Origin of the sequence: Pokkaliibacter sp. CJK22405 (assembly GCF_046614695.1) — a bacterium.
Classification (GTDB): domain Bacteria; phylum Pseudomonadota; class Gammaproteobacteria; order Pseudomonadales; family Balneatricaceae; genus Pokkaliibacter.
The window spans coordinates 98,489-114,512 of record NZ_JBKKHQ010000021.1 but is presented as its reverse complement, the minus strand read 5'-3'; the positions used below and the strand labels follow the sequence as shown (position 1 = coordinate 114,512).

At 54.9% G+C, this 16,024-nt stretch carries 18 protein-coding genes; 7 read left to right on the top strand and 11 right to left on the bottom strand.

Annotation, left to right across the window (positions count from 1 at the left end):
• The first annotated feature begins 75 nt into the window (after positions 1-75).
• Together ACKC9G_RS15435 and ACKC9G_RS15430 are read left to right on the top strand one after the other, a co-directional pair.
• On the top strand, positions 76-498 hold the full coding sequence (locus ACKC9G_RS15435; protein WP_411406979.1) for a hypothetical protein: 423 nt from the start codon (positions 76-78) through the stop codon (positions 496-498).
• The gene (locus ACKC9G_RS15430) at positions 495-902 is read left to right on the top strand and encodes a GFA family protein (protein WP_411406977.1); all 408 of its coding nucleotides are present in this window, start codon (positions 495-497) and stop codon (positions 900-902) included. The genes ACKC9G_RS15435 and ACKC9G_RS15430 overlap by 4 nt, the downstream gene beginning before the upstream one ends.
• A gap of 33 nt (positions 903-935) precedes the next feature.
• On the opposite strand, the gene ACKC9G_RS15425 is transcribed toward ACKC9G_RS15430, so the two are convergent.
• Both ACKC9G_RS15425 and ACKC9G_RS15420 read right to left on the bottom strand, forming a co-directional pair.
• A complete protein-coding gene (locus ACKC9G_RS15425) occupies positions 936-1,259 on the bottom strand; it encodes an AzlD domain-containing protein (protein WP_411406975.1) in 324 nt (107 codons plus the stop codon).
• Entirely contained in the window at positions 1,256-1,999 is a 744-nt protein-coding gene (locus ACKC9G_RS15420; RefSeq protein ID WP_411406973.1) for an AzlC family ABC transporter permease, read from the bottom strand. Before ACKC9G_RS15420 ends, ACKC9G_RS15425 begins: the two co-directional genes overlap by 4 nt.
• Before the next feature lie 269 nt (positions 2,000-2,268).
• Here ACKC9G_RS15420 and ACKC9G_RS15415 point away from each other — a divergent pair, with 269 nt between their 5' ends.
• A complete protein-coding gene (locus tag ACKC9G_RS15415; protein WP_411406971.1) occupies positions 2,269-2,808 on the top strand; it encodes a DUF2058 domain-containing protein in 540 nt (179 codons plus the stop codon).
• Between the two features lie 74 nt (positions 2,809-2,882).
• Here the strand turns inward: ACKC9G_RS15415 and ACKC9G_RS15410 are convergent, their stop codons facing one another.
• The 6 genes from ACKC9G_RS15410 to glnK (ACKC9G_RS15385) form a co-directional block, all read right to left on the bottom strand.
• The gene (locus ACKC9G_RS15410; protein WP_411407133.1) at positions 2,883-3,608 is read right to left on the bottom strand and encodes an amino acid ABC transporter ATP-binding protein; all 726 of its coding nucleotides are present in this window, start codon (positions 3,606-3,608) and stop codon (positions 2,883-2,885) included.
• Between the two features lie 48 nt (positions 3,609-3,656).
• Positions 3,657-4,604, bottom strand: a complete 948-nt coding sequence (locus tag ACKC9G_RS15405) for an amino acid ABC transporter permease (protein ID WP_411406969.1) — start codon at positions 4,602-4,604, stop codon at positions 3,657-3,659.
• Between the two features lie 71 nt (positions 4,605-4,675).
• On the bottom strand, positions 4,676-5,473 hold the full coding sequence (locus ACKC9G_RS15400) for a transporter substrate-binding domain-containing protein (protein WP_411406967.1): 798 nt from the start codon (positions 5,471-5,473) through the stop codon (positions 4,676-4,678).
• Positions 5,474-5,815: 342 nt separating this feature from the next.
• Positions 5,816-6,154, bottom strand: coding sequence for a P-II family nitrogen regulator (gene glnK, locus ACKC9G_RS15395; protein ID WP_411406965.1), 339 nt, complete (start codon positions 6,152-6,154; stop codon positions 5,816-5,818).
• Positions 6,155-6,329: 175 nt separating this feature from the next.
• Positions 6,330-7,601 (bottom strand): ammonium transporter, encoded by a 1,272-nt coding sequence (locus ACKC9G_RS15390; RefSeq protein ID WP_411406963.1) that lies wholly within the window; start codon positions 7,599-7,601, stop codon positions 6,330-6,332.
• Positions 7,602-7,647: 46 nt separating this feature from the next.
• Positions 7,648-7,986 carry a P-II family nitrogen regulator gene (gene glnK, locus ACKC9G_RS15385; RefSeq protein ID WP_411406961.1) on the bottom strand — a complete coding sequence of 113 codons (339 nt, stop codon included), beginning with the start codon at positions 7,984-7,986 and terminating at the stop codon, positions 7,648-7,650.
• 408 nt (positions 7,987-8,394) lie between these two features.
• Here glnK (ACKC9G_RS15385) and ACKC9G_RS15380 point away from each other — a divergent pair, with 408 nt between their 5' ends.
• Both ACKC9G_RS15380 and ACKC9G_RS15375 read left to right on the top strand, forming a co-directional pair.
• A complete protein-coding gene (locus ACKC9G_RS15380) occupies positions 8,395-8,682 on the top strand; it encodes an accessory factor UbiK family protein (RefSeq protein ID WP_411406959.1) in 288 nt (95 codons plus the stop codon).
• A gap of 69 nt (positions 8,683-8,751) precedes the next feature.
• The gene (locus tag ACKC9G_RS15375; RefSeq protein ID WP_411406957.1) at positions 8,752-10,257 is read left to right on the top strand and encodes a YifB family Mg chelatase-like AAA ATPase; all 1,506 of its coding nucleotides are present in this window, start codon (positions 8,752-8,754) and stop codon (positions 10,255-10,257) included.
• A gap of 7 nt (positions 10,258-10,264) precedes the next feature.
• Here ACKC9G_RS15375 and ACKC9G_RS15370 read toward each other — a convergent pair whose 3' ends face one another.
• Positions 10,265-10,792 (bottom strand): HPP family protein, encoded by a 528-nt coding sequence (locus ACKC9G_RS15370; RefSeq protein WP_411407131.1) that lies wholly within the window; start codon positions 10,790-10,792, stop codon positions 10,265-10,267.
• A 125-nt stretch (positions 10,793-10,917) separates the two neighbouring features.
• Between ACKC9G_RS15370 and ACKC9G_RS15365 the strand changes: the two genes are divergently transcribed.
• Positions 10,918-11,472 carry a TetR/AcrR family transcriptional regulator gene (locus tag ACKC9G_RS15365; protein ID WP_411406955.1) on the top strand — a complete coding sequence of 185 codons (555 nt, stop codon included), beginning with the start codon at positions 10,918-10,920 and terminating at the stop codon, positions 11,470-11,472.
• Between the two features lie 22 nt (positions 11,473-11,494).
• Here ACKC9G_RS15365 and ACKC9G_RS15360 read toward each other — a convergent pair whose 3' ends face one another.
• Both ACKC9G_RS15360 and ACKC9G_RS15355 read right to left on the bottom strand, forming a co-directional pair.
• A complete protein-coding gene (locus ACKC9G_RS15360; RefSeq protein ID WP_411406953.1) occupies positions 11,495-11,956 on the bottom strand; it encodes a methylglyoxal synthase in 462 nt (153 codons plus the stop codon).
• 24 nt (positions 11,957-11,980) lie between these two features.
• The gene (locus tag ACKC9G_RS15355) at positions 11,981-13,753 is read right to left on the bottom strand and encodes an EAL domain-containing protein (protein ID WP_411406951.1); all 1,773 of its coding nucleotides are present in this window, start codon (positions 13,751-13,753) and stop codon (positions 11,981-11,983) included.
• 237 nt (positions 13,754-13,990) lie between these two features.
• Between ACKC9G_RS15355 and rep the strand changes: the two genes are divergently transcribed.
• On the top strand, positions 13,991-16,006 hold the full coding sequence (rep, locus tag ACKC9G_RS15350; protein ID WP_411406949.1) for a DNA helicase Rep: 2,016 nt from the start codon (positions 13,991-13,993) through the stop codon (positions 16,004-16,006).
• Positions 16,007-16,024 lie beyond the last annotated feature (18 nt).

The window sequence follows — 16,024 nt, the reverse complement described above, 5'->3', positions numbered from 1 at the left end:
CGCCGCTGATCAGCCGGTCAGCTCGCGCACCCGATTACTCAGCCGACGGTTATGGTTACCGTCGTGGAGCTTTACATGAGCAGCTATCACCTGCGTCTGTTGTTCGGTACCGCCGAGGGACGCCTGGAAGACGAATACATTTTACCGGCCACGCTTGAGCATCTTGAGACGCTGGATAAGACCGCCGAATCCCTTGGGCTGGTGCCACTGTCGGCCTTTACCGATGAAACCGATCTGGTCTGGGAGCTGGAAGAGGCCGAATACGCAGAGCCTGGCGAGACGTGGGATAACGACTCCGCCCAGTGGTTTTATCCCAAGGAAGCGTTGTTGACGCTGGCGGCACTGATTGCACAGCCGCAAAAGCTCGAGGAGCTGGACGAGGCTCTGAATGCCGAACTTCAGTACATGCAGCAGCGCTTGCTGGAAATGAATCTGGAAGAAACCGTTTTTCATCTGATGGTCGAAGAAGATCAGGATGATGACGAGGACAGCCATTGAGCACGGCGCTGAAAGGCGGTTGCCTGTGCGGCGCCATTCGCTATCAGCTGGATACTGCGCCGCACTCTGCAGGTTATTGCCACTGCCGCATGTGTCAGCGCGCCAGTGGCGCTCCGCTGGTTGCCTGGATGACGATAGCCAATAACCAGTTTCGCTACACCAAAGGTGAGCCTGGGGTCTATCACTCATCCAGCCGCAGTCAGCGTGAGTTTTGCCCCTATTGCGGCACCCAGCTGGTGTTTCGTACTGACGGGGCCGAGCGGGTTGATGTGACCTTAAGCAGTCTCGATAACAGCGATAAGGTGAAGCCCGCCTATCATATCTGGCATGACAGCAAACCCCAGTGGCTACACCTCGGTGATTTGCTGCCCCGCTATGACAATGACGGCCCGGATGATCTCTGAGCCGTCAGTAGTCTTTAACATCCCCGGCAAGGCTTACAACAGTGCACGAAACGCGACGTAAGCCAGCATGCCCACAATCACCACCACCAGCAGGTTCACCCGACGCCAGGCCAGCAGCCCCGCCACGACGCCAGCCCAGAGCATGGGATTGGCCGGATGGGTGTTGATGCTGTGCTGCTGTATCAGACAGGTTTGCACCACGATAGCGGTCAGGACGGCAATCGGCACATAGGCCAGCGCTCGTTGTAGCAGTGGCGGCAGCTGGAAGCGATCCGCCAGTAGCATCGGCAGATAACGGGGCAAGAAGGTCAGCAGGCTCAGGGTAATCAGCAATCCGAATAGCGTTAGTGAACTCATGAGGACACCTCCGCTTCCACTTCAGGTTTCTGGCAATATTCCATCCCCAGTCCCACCGCTACCGCCACCAGCGTGGTCACCAGTAAGCCTGTGTTATTCGGCCAGTTGAAGGTCAGCAAAATCATCACACCCGCTGTCAGCGCACAACAGACATGGCTTGGACGCTTCAAGGACGGCACCACCATTCCCACAAAGGCCACCACCATGGCAACTTCCAGCCCCCAATGGGTCAGATCCGGCATGTCCTGACTCAGGCGTGCTCCCAGTAGCGAACAAAGATTCCACGAGCCGTACATGAACCCGCCGGAGGCAAGCCAGTACCAGAGCAGACCCGGGTCGAGCCGGTAGCGGCCAAGACGGGTACTCACCGTGGCAAAGGTTTCATCCGTCAGCCAGAACCCCAGGAGAATCCGCCAGCGTTGAGGAAAGCGCGCGGCTTGCGGCATCAGGCTCACGGCGTACAACAGATGTCGCAGGTTCAGGACGAAAATGGTGATGGCAATCACCGAGGGCGGCGTATTCACCGCCAGCAGACCAATGGTGACAAACTGGGCAGCACCGGCAAACACACAGAGCGACATCATCATAATGGCCCAGAATGGCAGGCCCTGTGACTGGGCCAGCGCGCCATACAAAATACCGAAAGGTACCGCTGCCAGCACCAGAGGCAGGGTATCAATCACGCCGGCACGGACATAAGGCAGGCGCCCGCTGGCCGTGGCCTGATTCTGCTCAGACATCATTATTCGCCTATTTATTGACTCGCCGATTTATTGAATTGTGACGCTCCACAGGACCCGTCCTGACAGAGGCGAGGGCGCAAGTATAGCTCTGCGCTTTTATAGACGCCTTGGACAATCCTGCGCCCGAAAGAGTTTATTGCCGGTCAGCCCATGAGCCGAGACTGGCGAGGAGGAGGAAAGTTCAGTAGAGTGCCGCCATAGTCAGCGTACCGGAGAAGCGCCGGTATCTTTCGCCAACGGCCCGGGAAGTGACAGGAGGAACGCCGATGGCATCCTTGAAAGACCAACTACTCAAATCCGGCCTTGCCTCCAAACAGCAGGCCCAGAAGGCAGCGACTGAAAAGCGCAAAGCCTCCAAACAAAGCAAGCAGGTTTCCAAGCAGGAGCAGGTCAAGGCCCAGCTTGAAGCTGAACAGCAGCGCGAACAGGAGCGCCAGGCCAAGCTTGAGCGTGACCGCCAGCTGAATCAGGATAATCAGGCCGACAAGGCTCACCGTGCGCTGATGGCCGAAGTGCGTCAGCTGGCGGAAGTACACGGTGTGAAGCCTCCGGCAGATGCTGAGACGCCCTATCAGTTCGTGCACGGCACCAAGATCAAGAAAATCTATGTGCTGCCCAAACAGTATGAACAGCTCGCCCGTGAACAACTGGTGATCTGCGACGGCCCCGAAGGCTATGTACTGGTGCCTGCCAAAGAAGCTGAGCGTATTGAGGCCCGCGCACCGGACAAAATCCTGCGTCCTCATAAAGCGGCAGCGACCGAGGAAGAAGATTACCCGGCCATTCCGGACGATCTGATGTGGTAAGTACGCAGTGTTAACAACAAAAACGCCCGCAAATGCGGGCGTTTTTTATGCAGCGGATGGCTCAGCGATCGCGCTTAAAGGACCTGTGACAGGAACTTCTGCAGACGCGGATGGGTAGGATTACCAAAGAAATTCTCTGGGGTATCTTCCACCAGCAACTCACCGTCTTCCATGAACAGCACACGGTCAGCCACTTCACGGGCAAAGCCCATTTCGTGGGTTACCACGACCATGGTCATCCCTTCTTTGGCCAGGCTCTTCATGACGTCCAGAACCTCACCGACCATTTCAGGGTCCAGGGCAGAGGTTGGCTCATCAAACAGCATGATTTTAGGTTTCATGCACAGAGCACGGGCAATGGCGACACGCTGCTGCTGACCACCAGAAAGCTGGCTGGGGTAGTTGTTCATACGCTCGCTCAGGCCGACTTTCTTCATCAGCGCCTTGGCGTGCTCAGTCACTTCCGCCTTGGGGCGTTTGGAGACCTTGAGCGGAGCCATCATCACGTTCTCCAATGCACTTTTGTGCGGGAACAGGTTGAAGCTCTGGAACACCATACCTACGTGTTCACGCAGTTTGTTGATGTTGGTGCCTCTGGCATACATGTCGATGTTATCGATCACGATGGTACCGCTGGAGATGGTTTCCAGCTGGTTCAGGGTACGCAGGAAAGTCGACTTACCGGAACCGGAAGGTCCGATCACAACCACAACTTCACCGCGCTTGATGTTGGTGCCTACCTTCTTGAGCGCGTGACAGCCGTTGGAATAGATCTTGTCGATATCCTTGGCAACAATGATGTTGTCGGCGTTATCTACTTGCATTTTTCTCTTCTCCTAAGCCGATCATCAATCGCTGGCAGACAGGCGTTTTTCCAGACGCTGGATCGCCCATGACAGGATACCGGTCATCACCAGATACAGCAGTGCAACGGTAAACCAGACTTCAAAGGGAGCGAAGGTGGCAGATACCACTTCACGGCCCGCTTTGGTCAGATCCGTGATTGAGATGACGGAGACCAGTGAGGAGTCTTTGATCAGGTTGATGAACTGACCCGCCATCGGTGGCAGGGTACGCTTGAATGCCTGAGGCAGGATAACGTTGGTCATCGCCTGCACATAGGTCATACCCAGTGAGCGTGCGGCTTCCATCTGGCCAGGCGGGATGGACTGAATACCGGAACGAACGATTTCAGCGATGTAAGCTGCGGTGAAGACTGCCAGCGCTGCAACACCCGCTGTAAATCGGTCGAGGGAAAGTACCGTACCGATAAAGAAGTAGAAGATAAAAATCTGCACCAGCAGCGGCGTACCACGAATAATCTCGATATAAGTGATACAGAGCTGACGTATGGCCAGATTGCGGGAAATACGACCCAGGCCGATAAAGAGACCCAGAATTACCGCGAAGACCAGCGACACGACGGAGATTTCCAGCGTGGTGATCATACCTTCAGTGATAGGCCCGATCCGCCAGTCTTTGCGTGTCGCGACCACATCACCTTCGAACAGCAGATCGCCGTTATCGACGCTCAGCTCATTAAATTTCTTGATAACTACAGAGTCGGCCCCGGAGTCAGGGACCAGAGTCAGGGTCTTTCCGTCAGCACTGACTTCCGCCGTGCCGTCAAAAGGCGCTCTGATCGACTGTGGCTCAGTATTGATCAGGTAAGGGGTTACTCGCGACCAGCGCCACGTATATTCAATATGTTTGCTGGACATATAGACCACGGTGCAAAACGCAACGATGATCGCGATATAGACGCCTTGCCACAGCAATCGGTTTTCAGATCGCATTGGTTACTCCACAAATGCAAACACCGGCTTGCTAGCAAACCGGTGTATAAAAGAACAGGTGATACGAAATCTTACTGAACGGAGCTCAGCCATTCATCGGTTTCAAACCACTTGTGGTAAAGGCGGTCGTAGGTGCCATCACCCTTAGCCTGACGCAGGAAGTTGTCCAGGAAGTTCAGGAAATCAGGGTCATTCTTACGCAGTGCCCAACCCAGGGGCTCGTAAGTGAATGGGGTTCCCAGGTGAACAACCTTGTCTTTGTTCTGCGAGGAGTAGATAGCGTTGAATGGCAGGTCATAGACGAATGCGTCTGCCTTGCCGTTAGCCACTTCCAGAGCACCATCCGCTTCGGTGTCGAACAGACGGATGTTGGCTTTACCAAGGTATTTTTTGGTCGCTGCATCACCGGTAGTACCCAGTTTGGTCACTACGGTGTACTTAGGATCGTTCAGGTCCTTGTAGGATTTGATCGTGCCTTTCAGGGAAGGTTTGATCAGGATGGACTGACCTACGATGATGTAGGGATCAGCAAAGTTAACTTTCAGGTTACGAGCTGCAGTGATGGTCATGCCGCCCATGATGATGTCACACTTGTCAGTCAGCAGAGCAGGGATGATACCGTCCCATGCAGTGTTAACAGGAGTGAACTTGACGCCCATTTCTTTGGCCATCAGTTTACCCATGTCGATGTCAAAACCGACGAAGTCACCTTTCTTGTTCTTCATTTCGAAAGGCATGTAGCCAGCTTCGAAACAAACACGCAGTTCACCTGCAGAAACTACTTTATCGACAGTGCTCTCGGCCATCGCGGCTTGAGTAGCGGACGCCAGTCCAACGGCAAGTCCAAGGGACATCAGAAGTTTTTTCATTGTAAACCTCAGGTTTGACAAGTGTATCAGCGTCCGGTTGCTAGTGCTGGTTGTGCGCGTCACCAGCCGAACACCTCGATTTATTAATCGCATTAATTAAAGCAAATTACGGGCCAGCTTTTTTCGTCCAATAAATGGGCAAAAAAAAGCCAGTGCAAGCCCCAAAAAGGGCTTTACCAAGAAAATCTTTTCTTGCGGTAACCGATTTGTTCAGAATTGCGACCTGTGCTTCGGCAACAGATGTTACCAATGGAAGCAGCCCGGCGAAATGCTTATGCCTGATATCTGGGTATAAACAACAATGCCCCACAAGGGGGCATTGGAGTGCTCATTTAATGAGCCTTACAGCGCATCGTTTCCGGTTTCACCGGTACGAATACGAATGACCTGCTCCACCGGGGAGATAAAGATTTTGCCATCACCAATCTTACCGGTATGCGCTGCTTTGGAAATCGCTTCAATCGCGCCTTCAACCACACCGTCTTCCACTGCCACTTCCACTTTGACCTTGGGCAGAAAATCCACCACGTATTCGGCGCCGCGATACAGCTCCGTGTGACCTTTCTGACGACCGAAACCTTTTACTTCGGTGACGGTAATTCCCTGGATGCCAATATCTGACAAGGCTTCACGGACATCATCGAGCTTGAATGGCTTGATTACGGCAGTCACGAGTTTCATGACAGGTCTCCCTTTTTTGAAGGCATGTTTTGTTTTATTGGGCGCTAGTATATACCCCATTGTTTTCGACAGACCATCCCATCCGTCTGTGAAGCTTCCGTGAAGGTTCAGGCATAAAAAAACGGCTTCCGAGGAAGCCGTTTTTCGTGTCAGGCAAGTTCAGTGCATCACTGACTTACTTGGAAGTTTTGAACTCTGGGTAAGCTTCCATACCACATTCGTGGATATCGACGCCTTCGTACTCTTCTTCCTCGGTAACACGGATACCCATGACCGCTTTCAGAATAGCCCAGACAATCAGACTGGTGATGAAGACCCAGGCGAAGATGGAAACCGCACCCAGCAGCTGAGCACCGATGGTGGCATCAGGGTTGGTCAGAGGTACTGCCAACAGACCCCACAGACCACACACACCGTGAACAGAGATAGCACCGACAGGATCATCAATCTTCAGTTTGTCGAGGAAGACAATGGAGAAGACCACGATCACACCACCCACAGCACCGATCAGAGTCGCTGCCAGAGCAGAAGGCGCCAGAGGCTCTGCAGTAATGGCAACCAGACCAGCCAGCGCACCGTTCAGAGCCATGGTCAGGTCAGCTTTCTTGAACCACAGGCGGGCAAGAATCAGCGCACCGATCACACCACCGGCCGCAGCGGCGTTAGTGTTAACAAACACAGAGGCAACAGAGTTTGCTTCGCCAACGTCAGAGACTTTCAGCTCGGAGCCACCGTTGAAGCCGAACCAGCCCAGCCACAGGATCAGTGTGCCCAGAGTTGCCAAAGGCAGGTTGGAACCAGGAATTGCATTCACCTGACCGTTGGAACCGTATTTGCCTTTACGAGCGCCCAGCAGCAGAACACCGGCCAGTGCTGCAGAAGCACCTGCCATGTGAACAACGCCAGAGCCTGCAAAATCCTGGAAGCCTGCTTCGTTCAGGAAGCCACCGCCCCATTTCCAGTAACCTTCAACGGGATAGATGAAGCCGGTCATGACGACAGCAAATGCCAGGAAAGCCCATAGCTTCATACGCTCGGCAACGGCACCGGAAACGATAGACATCGCGGTTGCAACGAACACAACCTGGAAGAAGAAGTCAGACTGCAAAGAGTAATAAGGGGCATCATCGCCACCGGCCATGACTTCAGCCGCAGTGTGATCCGCACCGATCAGGCCACCAAAGCTTGGCATCCAGCCGCCAGACTCGCTGGAATACATGATGTAGTAGCCACACAGCAAGTACATGGTACAGGCAATGGCGTACAGAACGACGTTTTTGGTCAGGATTTCAGTGGTGTTCTTGGCACGGACCAGACCGGCCTCCAGCATGGCAAAGCCTGCTGCCATCCACATTACCAGCGCACCACATACCAGGAAGTAAAAGGTGTCCAGTGCATACTTCAGCTGGGCGAGATCCCCCGCCGTTGTTTTTAAGAGTTCTTCCACAGGATGATCCTCCTCAGGCAACCATCAGACAGTGAATTCAATGAAATCAGAGCGCTTCTTCACCGGTTTCGCCGGTGCGAATACGGATGACCTGTTCCAGTTCGGAAACAAAGATCTTGCCGTCACCAATCTTGCCGGTGTGAGCTGCCTTGGTGACAACGTCGATGACCTGATCCACAAGCGTGTCGGCCACGGCCACTTCAATTTTGACTTTGGGCAGGAAGTCCACGACGTACTCAGCACCGCGATACAACTCGGTATGGCCTTTCTGACGTCCAAAACCTTTGACTTCTGTCACCGTGATACCCTGGACTCCGATATCGGAGAGAGCTTCCCTTACGTCGTCCAGCTTGAATGGCTTGATCACCGCCGTAACTAGTTTCATAGATGTTCCCTCGTTAAATTCGTGCACCAATGGCGCAGGCTGTAGCCTTGGCTTCTTGACTAAGCAGACCTTGTGCCAGTTTTGTTAATTCAAATAAATTCAGTTAGTTACACCGCAAAAGCGTAAAAATGGCGTGAATATTCAAGTCTTTGCATAGTTTTCACCGAAATGCGCACCAAGAATGCACAAGACTGATGCTTACCCCTGCCCAAAAACGCACCAAAACGGACTCACTGGTTCATTTTCAGGTCGGCTGACCTGTGGCGGCGCACAACCAGCTCTGTTGCCGCTCAGACTGAAACACCTGACTGGCGGAATACGCCACAAAGAGCGATTACGCCTTGGCTTCAAATCCCGTGGACGATAGAGGTATAGTGTCAGCCACGCTTAACGACAGGACATGTCCCCATGATCAACGCCAAACTTTTTGAAAACCTGCAGCAGCAGATCAGCCAGGGCCTTTCCAACCTGCCTCTGCCTCACGAAGAAATTCAGAAGATTGTGCGTCAGGCGCTGCAGAGCACCTTCGCCAAGCTTGATCTGGTCACTCGTGAAGAATTCGATATTCAGGTAGAAGTACTGCAGCGCACCCGTGCACGTCTGGAAGCCCTGGAAGTTCGTCTGAATGCCCTTGAGCAGGGCGAAAGCGCGGATAGCGAGTCGGCTTCCGTGAAGGTTAATCCCGAGGCTGAGTAACCGCGCCGAAGATCTCTGACTGCACCAGGAAGGTGCAGTCGTTATTTTTATCGATGACAAGGATTCGTCATGTCGATTGCCACCGTACATTGCCGGGCGTTGCTCGGTGTTGAAGCGCCTGCTGTCAGTGTCGAAGTGCATATTGCTCCCGGCCTGCCCTCCCTGACGATTGTCGGACTCCCCGAAGCTGCCGTTCGCGAAAGCAAAGAACGCGTACGAAGTGCTATCCAGACCAGCCAGCTGGAATTTCCCCTGGGCCGCATTACCATCAACCTTGCTCCGGCAGATCTCCCCAAAAGCGGGGGACGCTATGACCTGGCAATTGCGCTGGGCATCCTCGCCGCTTCAGGACAATTGCCTGTCGAGTCTCTTCACCCGGTGGAATGTATTGGTGAGCTGGCGCTCAATGGTGCCATTCGCCCTGTTCCCGGTGCCCTGATTGCGGCACGCGCCAGTCGGGATGATGGCCGGGCCCTGATTCTGCCGGTGGATAATGCGCCCCGCGCCTCGCTGGTTCAGCATGCAAGGCTGTTCCCTGCCCCGGATCTTCTCAGTGTCTGCGCCCATCTTCAGGGAATGAGCTTGCTGGAGAGTTTCAGCAGCCGACCGGCGGATGTTGAACTGCCGCAGTATCCCGATTTACTCGATGTGAAAGGTCAGCCCCAGGCCAAACGCGCCTTACAGGTTATGGCAAGCGGCGGCCACAACGCTCTGCTGTTTGGCCCACCCGGAACAGGAAAAACGCTGCTGGCCAGTCGTGTTCCCGGCTTGCTGCCGCCTTTGGCCGAGAAGGAAGCACTGGAAGTCGCGGCAGTGGAGTCTTTGCAAAGCAGCTTTCTGGAAGAGAACGGCTGGCCCGCGCGCCCTTTTCGTTCCCCCCATCACAGTGCTTCTGCCGCCGCGTTAGTCGGAGGAGGCAGCGACCCTAAACCCGGGGATATTTCCCTCGCGCATCAGGGCGTGCTGTTTCTTGATGAACTACCGGAATTTGACCGAAAAGTGCTGGAAGTGATGCGAGAACCACTGGAAAGTGGCCATATCACCCTGTCGCGGGCGCGGGCTAAGGTCACCTTTCCGGCCCGTTTTCAGCTGATCGCGGCGATGAACCCCTGCCCCTGCGGTTATCAGGGCGACAAAAGCGGGCGTTGTCAGTGTACGCCGGATCAGGTGCGACGCTACCGTCACAAACTCTCCGGGCCACTGCTCGATCGTATTGATTTGCATATTCAGGTTCACACACCCGACTGGGAGGCCCTGCGCAACAGCCAGCGAGAAGGCCCAAGCTCTGCGGAGGTACAGGCGGCGGTATCACAATGTCGTCGTCGCCAGCTCGAACGTCAGGGCTGTCTGAATGCTCACTTGAGCGGTGAAGCGCTGGACCGCTTCTGTGATGTCGATGAGAAAACCTCATCGACCTTGCGTCAGGCAGTCGAAAAGCTGGGGCTGTCAGCCCGCGCCTATCACCGGATTTTACGAGTAAGCCGTACACTGGCCGACATGCAGGAGCAGGAAAGCATTCAGCTGCCTCATGTACTGGAGGCATTGTCCTATCGCCAGCTGGACCGGCCTGTCTGACCTGACCTCAATCCGCTCTCTTACCCAACCAATACATCGGCCAGCGGCTCTGCTGGCCGATGTTGTTCACGATGGCCGCAATCAGAATCAGTCCAACACTTCCTGTCAGGACCGGCGTCAGCAGGAAACTGGCATCGATATGCGCTGTTCCCAGCAAAATGACCACAAGAGGGTTGGCCCCTGCAGGCGGATGCACGACGTGCAATAGCTGCATCAGTGCAATACCGGCACCGACCCCCACAGCCAGTACCCAGGGCGCCTGACCAAAGCTGTACAAGAGCACGAGCCCCACGACACAGGTCAGCAGATGCCCGCCAATAACATTACGTGGCTGCGCCAATGGCGAGCCCGGCACCGCGAACAACAAAACGCAGGTCGCACCAAAAGGTGCCATCAGCCAAGGTAAACCGGACCACTGACCAAGATAGGCCAACAGCACAATCCCCGCCGTACCACCCACAAAACCCCGCAACACCTGCACTCTGTTGGCCCGCGGCGGCAGCGCGCCGCCACCTTTTAACTTTTCCAGTCTCATCACCGTTTTACTCAACGTTATAGGTTCTCATGCGAGCGTACAGATCTGTACACTTCCAATTACGGTACAGATCTGTACACTTCCTGGCAAGTAATCCTGATGAACCGGAAACGCGGTAACTGCTCATGAATGCCCGAGAGTTAATCCTTCGCCATGCCGAAGAGCTGTTTAATCTGCATGGCTACAACGCCGTCGGTGTGGACTGGATTCGTGACAGCGCCGGTGTCTCGAAAACCTCGATGTACCGGCACTTTGGCTCCAAGGCCAAACTGATTGAATCGGTACTGACGGTGCGCCATGCGCGTATGGCAGAGAGTATCGAACAGCGGGTGGCGCAGGCTTCGACCAGCAGGGAAAAGCTTGTCGCGTTGCTTGATTGGCACTTTGACTGGTTCCGGCAAGCGCACTTTCAGGGCTGCATGTTCATGCATGCACAGGCTGAATTTAAGGAAGCCGGCCAGGAAATTGCCGACCAGGCACGACATCACAAACGCTGGCTGAAAGCCTGTATTGGCCAGATTATGGAGAACGATGAGCTACGTACTGAGGCCGTAATGACCTTCGTTGAAGGGATGATCGTGCGTGCCGAGTTTCGGGAAATTCAGGGGCAGGAAATGCGTATCAAAGCGCTGGCATTAGCCCTGGCCGGATTCGAGAGTGAAGTTACGGGAAGCCGGTGAACACTTCCCGTCTGCGGATGGATCAAACGCCGCGCGCGGCCAGATAAGCCTCGTAATCCGGCACGCGGTATTCGTACGATTCACGCATGAAAGGCGAAGTAATGAGGAAGTCCGCACTGGCACGACTACAGGCCACCGGAATATTCCAGACCGCCGCGACGCGCAGCAACGCTTTCACATCCGGGTCGTGAGGCATCGGCTCAAACGGGTCCCAAAAGAAGATCATCACATCGATGAGGCCTTCAGTAATGCGCGCTCCAATCTGCTGATCACCACCCAGCGGGCCGCTAATCAGCTTGTTCACTTCGACATTGAGCGCTTTTTCCAGCACTTTGCCGGTAGTACCCGTCGCATACAGTTGATGGCCTTGCAGGTGCTGCAGGTGCGTCTGACACCAGTTCAGCAACTCTTCCTTGCGATTGTCGTGGGCAATCAGTGCAATCCGCTTATGCAGCGGCATCTGCTTGGTTTTTTGCTGAATCATGCGCAGGTTCCTCCCTTTTGGGGCCTAAGAATTACTGCTTTGCCGCGGGTTGGCAAGTTCCTGGCTTGTGGACTGGCGTTGATACTGCTGGCCTTCCAGCAAATCACAAAGAACAGAGAAGGGCTGCGGGCGGCCAAACAGAAATCCCTGCGCCTGATTACAGCGATACTGGCGCAGGAATAACAACTGCTCCGGTGTCTCGACCCCTTCGGCCACCACCTGCATCCGCAGGTTATGGGCCAGACTGATCATGGCCCGCACAATCACTTCGTTATCCGGACAGTCCGCCGCTTCCTGCACAAAGGATTTGTCGATTTTCAGACGCGAGAGGGGCAAGCGCTGCAGATGGGCAAAGGAGGAATAGCCGGTTCCGAAATCATCCAGTGCAAAGCAGGCACCAAGCTCCGTGAGTTCACGAATGCACTGGGTGGTTTGCTGCTCGCTTTTCATCATCGCGGATTCCGTCAGCTCAAATTCGATACTGGCGGGGTCGGCGCGTGTCGTTTCAAAAATACGGGTAATGGTGCGGGTCAGCATCGGGTCGCTGAACTGGCGGAACGAGAGGTTGATGGACAGCTGAATCGCCGGAAGGCCCTGACTACGAAGGAAATTGGCATCCTGACAGGCCTGATGAATCACCCAGTAGCCCATAGGGACGATCAGGCCGGTACGCTCGGCCATCGGAATGAATTCTGCCGGGTTCAGTAGCCCTCGGGTCGGGTGCTGCCAGCGAATCAGGCCTTCTGCAGCAAGAATATCCTCACTGCGAACATCGACACGCGGCTGATAGAAAAGCCGTAACTCATTACGCCGCAGCGCCCGTCGGAAGTCTGCCTCAAGGCTGAAAGCCGCCGAGGTTTTCGAGTCCATACCGGGTTCAAATAAATGATGGCTGACACCAGCATGGCGCTTGGCTTCGTGCATCGCGATGCCCGCCTGCCGCACCAACTCATCCAGCGTGACGGCTGTATCCGGATAAAAACTCGCGCCGATACTGCAGCCCAGATTGATCTGTCCGGTGTCCAGCGTGTAGGGCTGGCTGAAGAGTTGCTGCAGCTGGAAAACCGTGGTCATCACCTGCTCACGGTGCTCCATGCCTTTGACCAGAATTCCGAACTGGTTATCGCTGATCCGTGCCAGATGCTCAATGGAAGGTAGGGTCAATAACAGACGCTGGACGGTCTCACGCAGAATATCATCGCCCAGGTCATTGCCCAGAGAGTCATTAATTTTCTGGAAACCATCCAGATTGAGCTGCAGCATGGCCAGTGACTTCTGGGTGGCAGAGGCTTCCGTCATCGCCAGTTGCAGACGCTGAAAAAACAGCTGGCGGTTCGCCGTGCCGGTCACAATATCCTGATGGCTGATACGGTGCAGAATGCCGCGCTGCTCATGACGCTCCAGCGCGTGATGCATCGCCTTTTCAAAACTGTCGAGTGAAAGCTGAAGTACCGAGAGGTAGTCTGCGGCGCCCTGATCATGGATCAGTCGCTGCCCCTGGCTCAGACTCAGTGAGCGGGCAAGCACCACTACGGGAATCGAGCTGGTGTCAGCGTTATTCAGACCGAGCTGATCGATAGGCCTGTCAGCACGCTGGGTATTGTTCAGCAGGATAAGATCAATCCAGTGCAGGGATAGCCATTCCTGAGCTGAGGCCACGTCCGGACACCAATCCAGCTGATAGCGACCCTCAGCACGACCCACCAGCAGCTTGAACAAGCTCAGTGCCTGCGGGCTGGGATGAACCAGCAGCAGCTTAAGTGGCCGCTCGGCAGCCTGTGGGTTGTCCTTGTTCATGCCATTCAACTCCAGAGCCTGAAACTGCATCCGCTGAAGCAAAAAAGGGAGGAAAAGTCGTATGTGTTTTCACGAAGGCACTGATTCCAGAGTGTTTTCAAACCAACTGTCGTAATTCGTGAAGTAAAATCCACTTTAGCGCTTTATATCAATTTATTACAACGTCCGTTGTGCAACGTTTTGTGAAGCGATCTGCTAAAATGGCCGCCGCTTTGTGAACTTTTACAGGTGTCTGTCGTGAGCCAGTTAAACCCCCGCCAACAGGAAGCCGTCCGCTACATTTCAGGCCCCTTACTGGTCCTAGCTGGCGCCGGCAGTGGCAAAACCTCGGTGATCACCCGCAAGATCGCCTATCTGGTCGAACAGTGCGGCTACAAGGCCCAGAACATCTTCGCTGTGACCTTTACCAATAAGGCCGCACGGGAAATGAAAGAGCGTGTCAGCAAGCTCATCAAGGGCAATGCTGCCCGCGGTCTGACCGTCTCCACCTTCCACAATCTGGGTCTCAACATTATTCGCCGCGAGCATAAAATCCTCGGTTTCAAACCCGGTTTTTCGATCTTTGACCAGCAGGATGCGCTGGCACTGATCAAGGACATTCTGACCCAGTTTCAGCAGCAGGAAGGCGATGTCGCCGAGTTCGTCCAGCACCAGATCTCCAACTGGAAGAATGACCTGGCCGCACCGGCCCATGTCATCAGCCATGCCGAGGATAATGATCAGCTGCTGGCAGGTCAGGTCTATCAGGAATACAACCGCCTGTTACTAGCCTACAACGCTGTCGATTTTGACGATCTGATTCGTATACCCGCCGAGCTTTTCCGTGATCATCCCGATGTGCTTGAGCGCTGGCAGAACCGCGTCCATTACATGCTGGTGGATGAGTATCAGGACACCAACCTGAGCCAGTACCTGCTCGTGAAACTGCTGGTCGGCAAACGCGCCCAGTTCACGGTGGTAGGGGATGATGACCAGTCCATCTACGCCTGGCGTGGCGCGCGTCCGGAAAATATCGGCCAGCTGGCGCGAGACTTTCCCAGCCTCAAAGTGGTGAAGCTTGAGCAGAACTACCGCTCCACCAGCCGTATCCTAAAGGCAGCCAACGTTCTCATCGCCAACAACCCTCACGAGTTCACCAAGGAGCTCTGGAGTGACAAAGGCATGGGCGATCCGCTACGCATTGTGCTGTGTCGCCATGAGGATCACGAAGCCGAGCGCGTGGCGACGGAAATCCTTGAACACAAGATGCGCAAGCGCACCGAGTTTCGCGACTACGCCATTCTGTATCGCGGCAATCATCAGGCGCGCCTGATCGAAACCAAGCTGCAGGCCTTTCAGATTCCCTACAAGCTAAGTGGTGGACAGTCCTTCTTTGCCCGCGCAGAGATCAAGGATGTGATGGCCTATCTTAAGGTGATGATCAACCCGGATGACGACAACGCCTTCCTGCGTATCGTCAACGTACCGCGCCGTGAGATTGGCCCTGCCACGCTGGAGAAGCTGTCAGCCTACGCCACCGAGCGCGGCACCTCGATGCTGGCCGCTTGCTCCGAGATGGGACTGGCTCAGCATCTGCCTGAGAAAGCGCTGGATAAATTGCGCCGTTTTGGCCACTGGGTTGAGCAAACCCAGCAGCGTTGCTATCAGGAAGACCCGGTCGCCGTTGTCCGGCAGATGGTGCTGGATATCGACTTTCCCGGCTGGCTGCAACAGCACTCGCCAACGCCTAATGCTGCAGAAAGGCGCATGGAGAACGTCTGGTTCCTGATTGACTCCCTGCGCTCGACCCATGAGCGCTTACTGGAAGATGACCCTGAAGCAGATATCAAGGATGTCATTAACCGTCTGATTTTGATGGATATTCTGGAGCGTCAGGAAGAAGAGGATGAATCCGACCGGGTGCAGCTGATGACCCTGCATGCGGCCAAGGGTCTGGAGTTTCCCCATGTGTTTCTGATTGGCATGGAAGAAGAGCTGCTGCCACACCGTAACTCCATAGAGATGGATACCATCGAAGAGGAGCGGCGACTGGCGTATGTCGGCATCACCCGTGCCCGCGAAACTCTGACCATGACACTGGCCAGGCAACGTAAACAGTTTGGTGAGAAGCTCGATTGTGTGCCCAGCCGCTTTCTGGATGAGCTGCCACAGGAAGATGTGGAGTGGGAAGGACGCGAAGGCGTCAGTCAGGAAGTAAAGCAGGCCAAGGCACGCGAGACCCTGGCCTCCTTACGCAATCTGCTGCTGGACTGAACTCGCCCATCAACACTG

Coding starts and splice junctions, on each gene's coding strand:
- ACKC9G_RS15420 (WP_411406973.1), bottom strand. CDS start 1,999: ATGTCTGAGCAGAATCAGGCCACGGCCAGCGGGCGCCTGCCTTATGTC.
- ACKC9G_RS15400 (WP_411406967.1), bottom strand. CDS start 5,473: ATGAAAAAACTTCTGATGTCCCTTGGACTTGCCGTTGGACTGGCGTCC.
- ACKC9G_RS15360 (WP_411406953.1), bottom strand. CDS start 11,956: ATGATTCAGCAAAAAACCAAGCAGATGCCGCTGCATAAGCGGATTGCA.
- ACKC9G_RS15435 (WP_411406979.1), top strand. CDS start 76: ATGAGCAGCTATCACCTGCGTCTGTTGTTCGGTACCGCCGAGGGACGC.
- ACKC9G_RS15365 (WP_411406955.1), top strand. CDS start 10,918: ATGAATGCCCGAGAGTTAATCCTTCGCCATGCCGAAGAGCTGTTTAAT.
- glnK (WP_411406965.1), bottom strand. CDS start 6,154: ATGAAACTCGTGACTGCCGTAATCAAGCCATTCAAGCTCGATGATGTC.
- ACKC9G_RS15355 (WP_411406951.1), bottom strand. CDS start 13,753: ATGAACAAGGACAACCCACAGGCTGCCGAGCGGCCACTTAAGCTGCTG.
- ACKC9G_RS15375 (WP_411406957.1), top strand. CDS start 8,752: ATGTCGATTGCCACCGTACATTGCCGGGCGTTGCTCGGTGTTGAAGCG.
- ACKC9G_RS15370 (WP_411407131.1), bottom strand. CDS start 10,792: ATGAGACTGGAAAAGTTAAAAGGTGGCGGCGCGCTGCCGCCGCGGGCC.
- ACKC9G_RS15380 (WP_411406959.1), top strand. CDS start 8,395: ATGATCAACGCCAAACTTTTTGAAAACCTGCAGCAGCAGATCAGCCAG.
- ACKC9G_RS15405 (WP_411406969.1), bottom strand. CDS start 4,604: ATGCGATCTGAAAACCGATTGCTGTGGCAAGGCGTCTATATCGCGATC.
- ACKC9G_RS15425 (WP_411406975.1), bottom strand. CDS start 1,259: ATGAGTTCACTAACGCTATTCGGATTGCTGATTACCCTGAGCCTGCTG.
- ACKC9G_RS15415 (WP_411406971.1), top strand. CDS start 2,269: ATGGCATCCTTGAAAGACCAACTACTCAAATCCGGCCTTGCCTCCAAA.
- glnK (WP_411406961.1), bottom strand. CDS start 7,986: ATGAAACTAGTTACGGCGGTGATCAAGCCATTCAAGCTGGACGACGTA.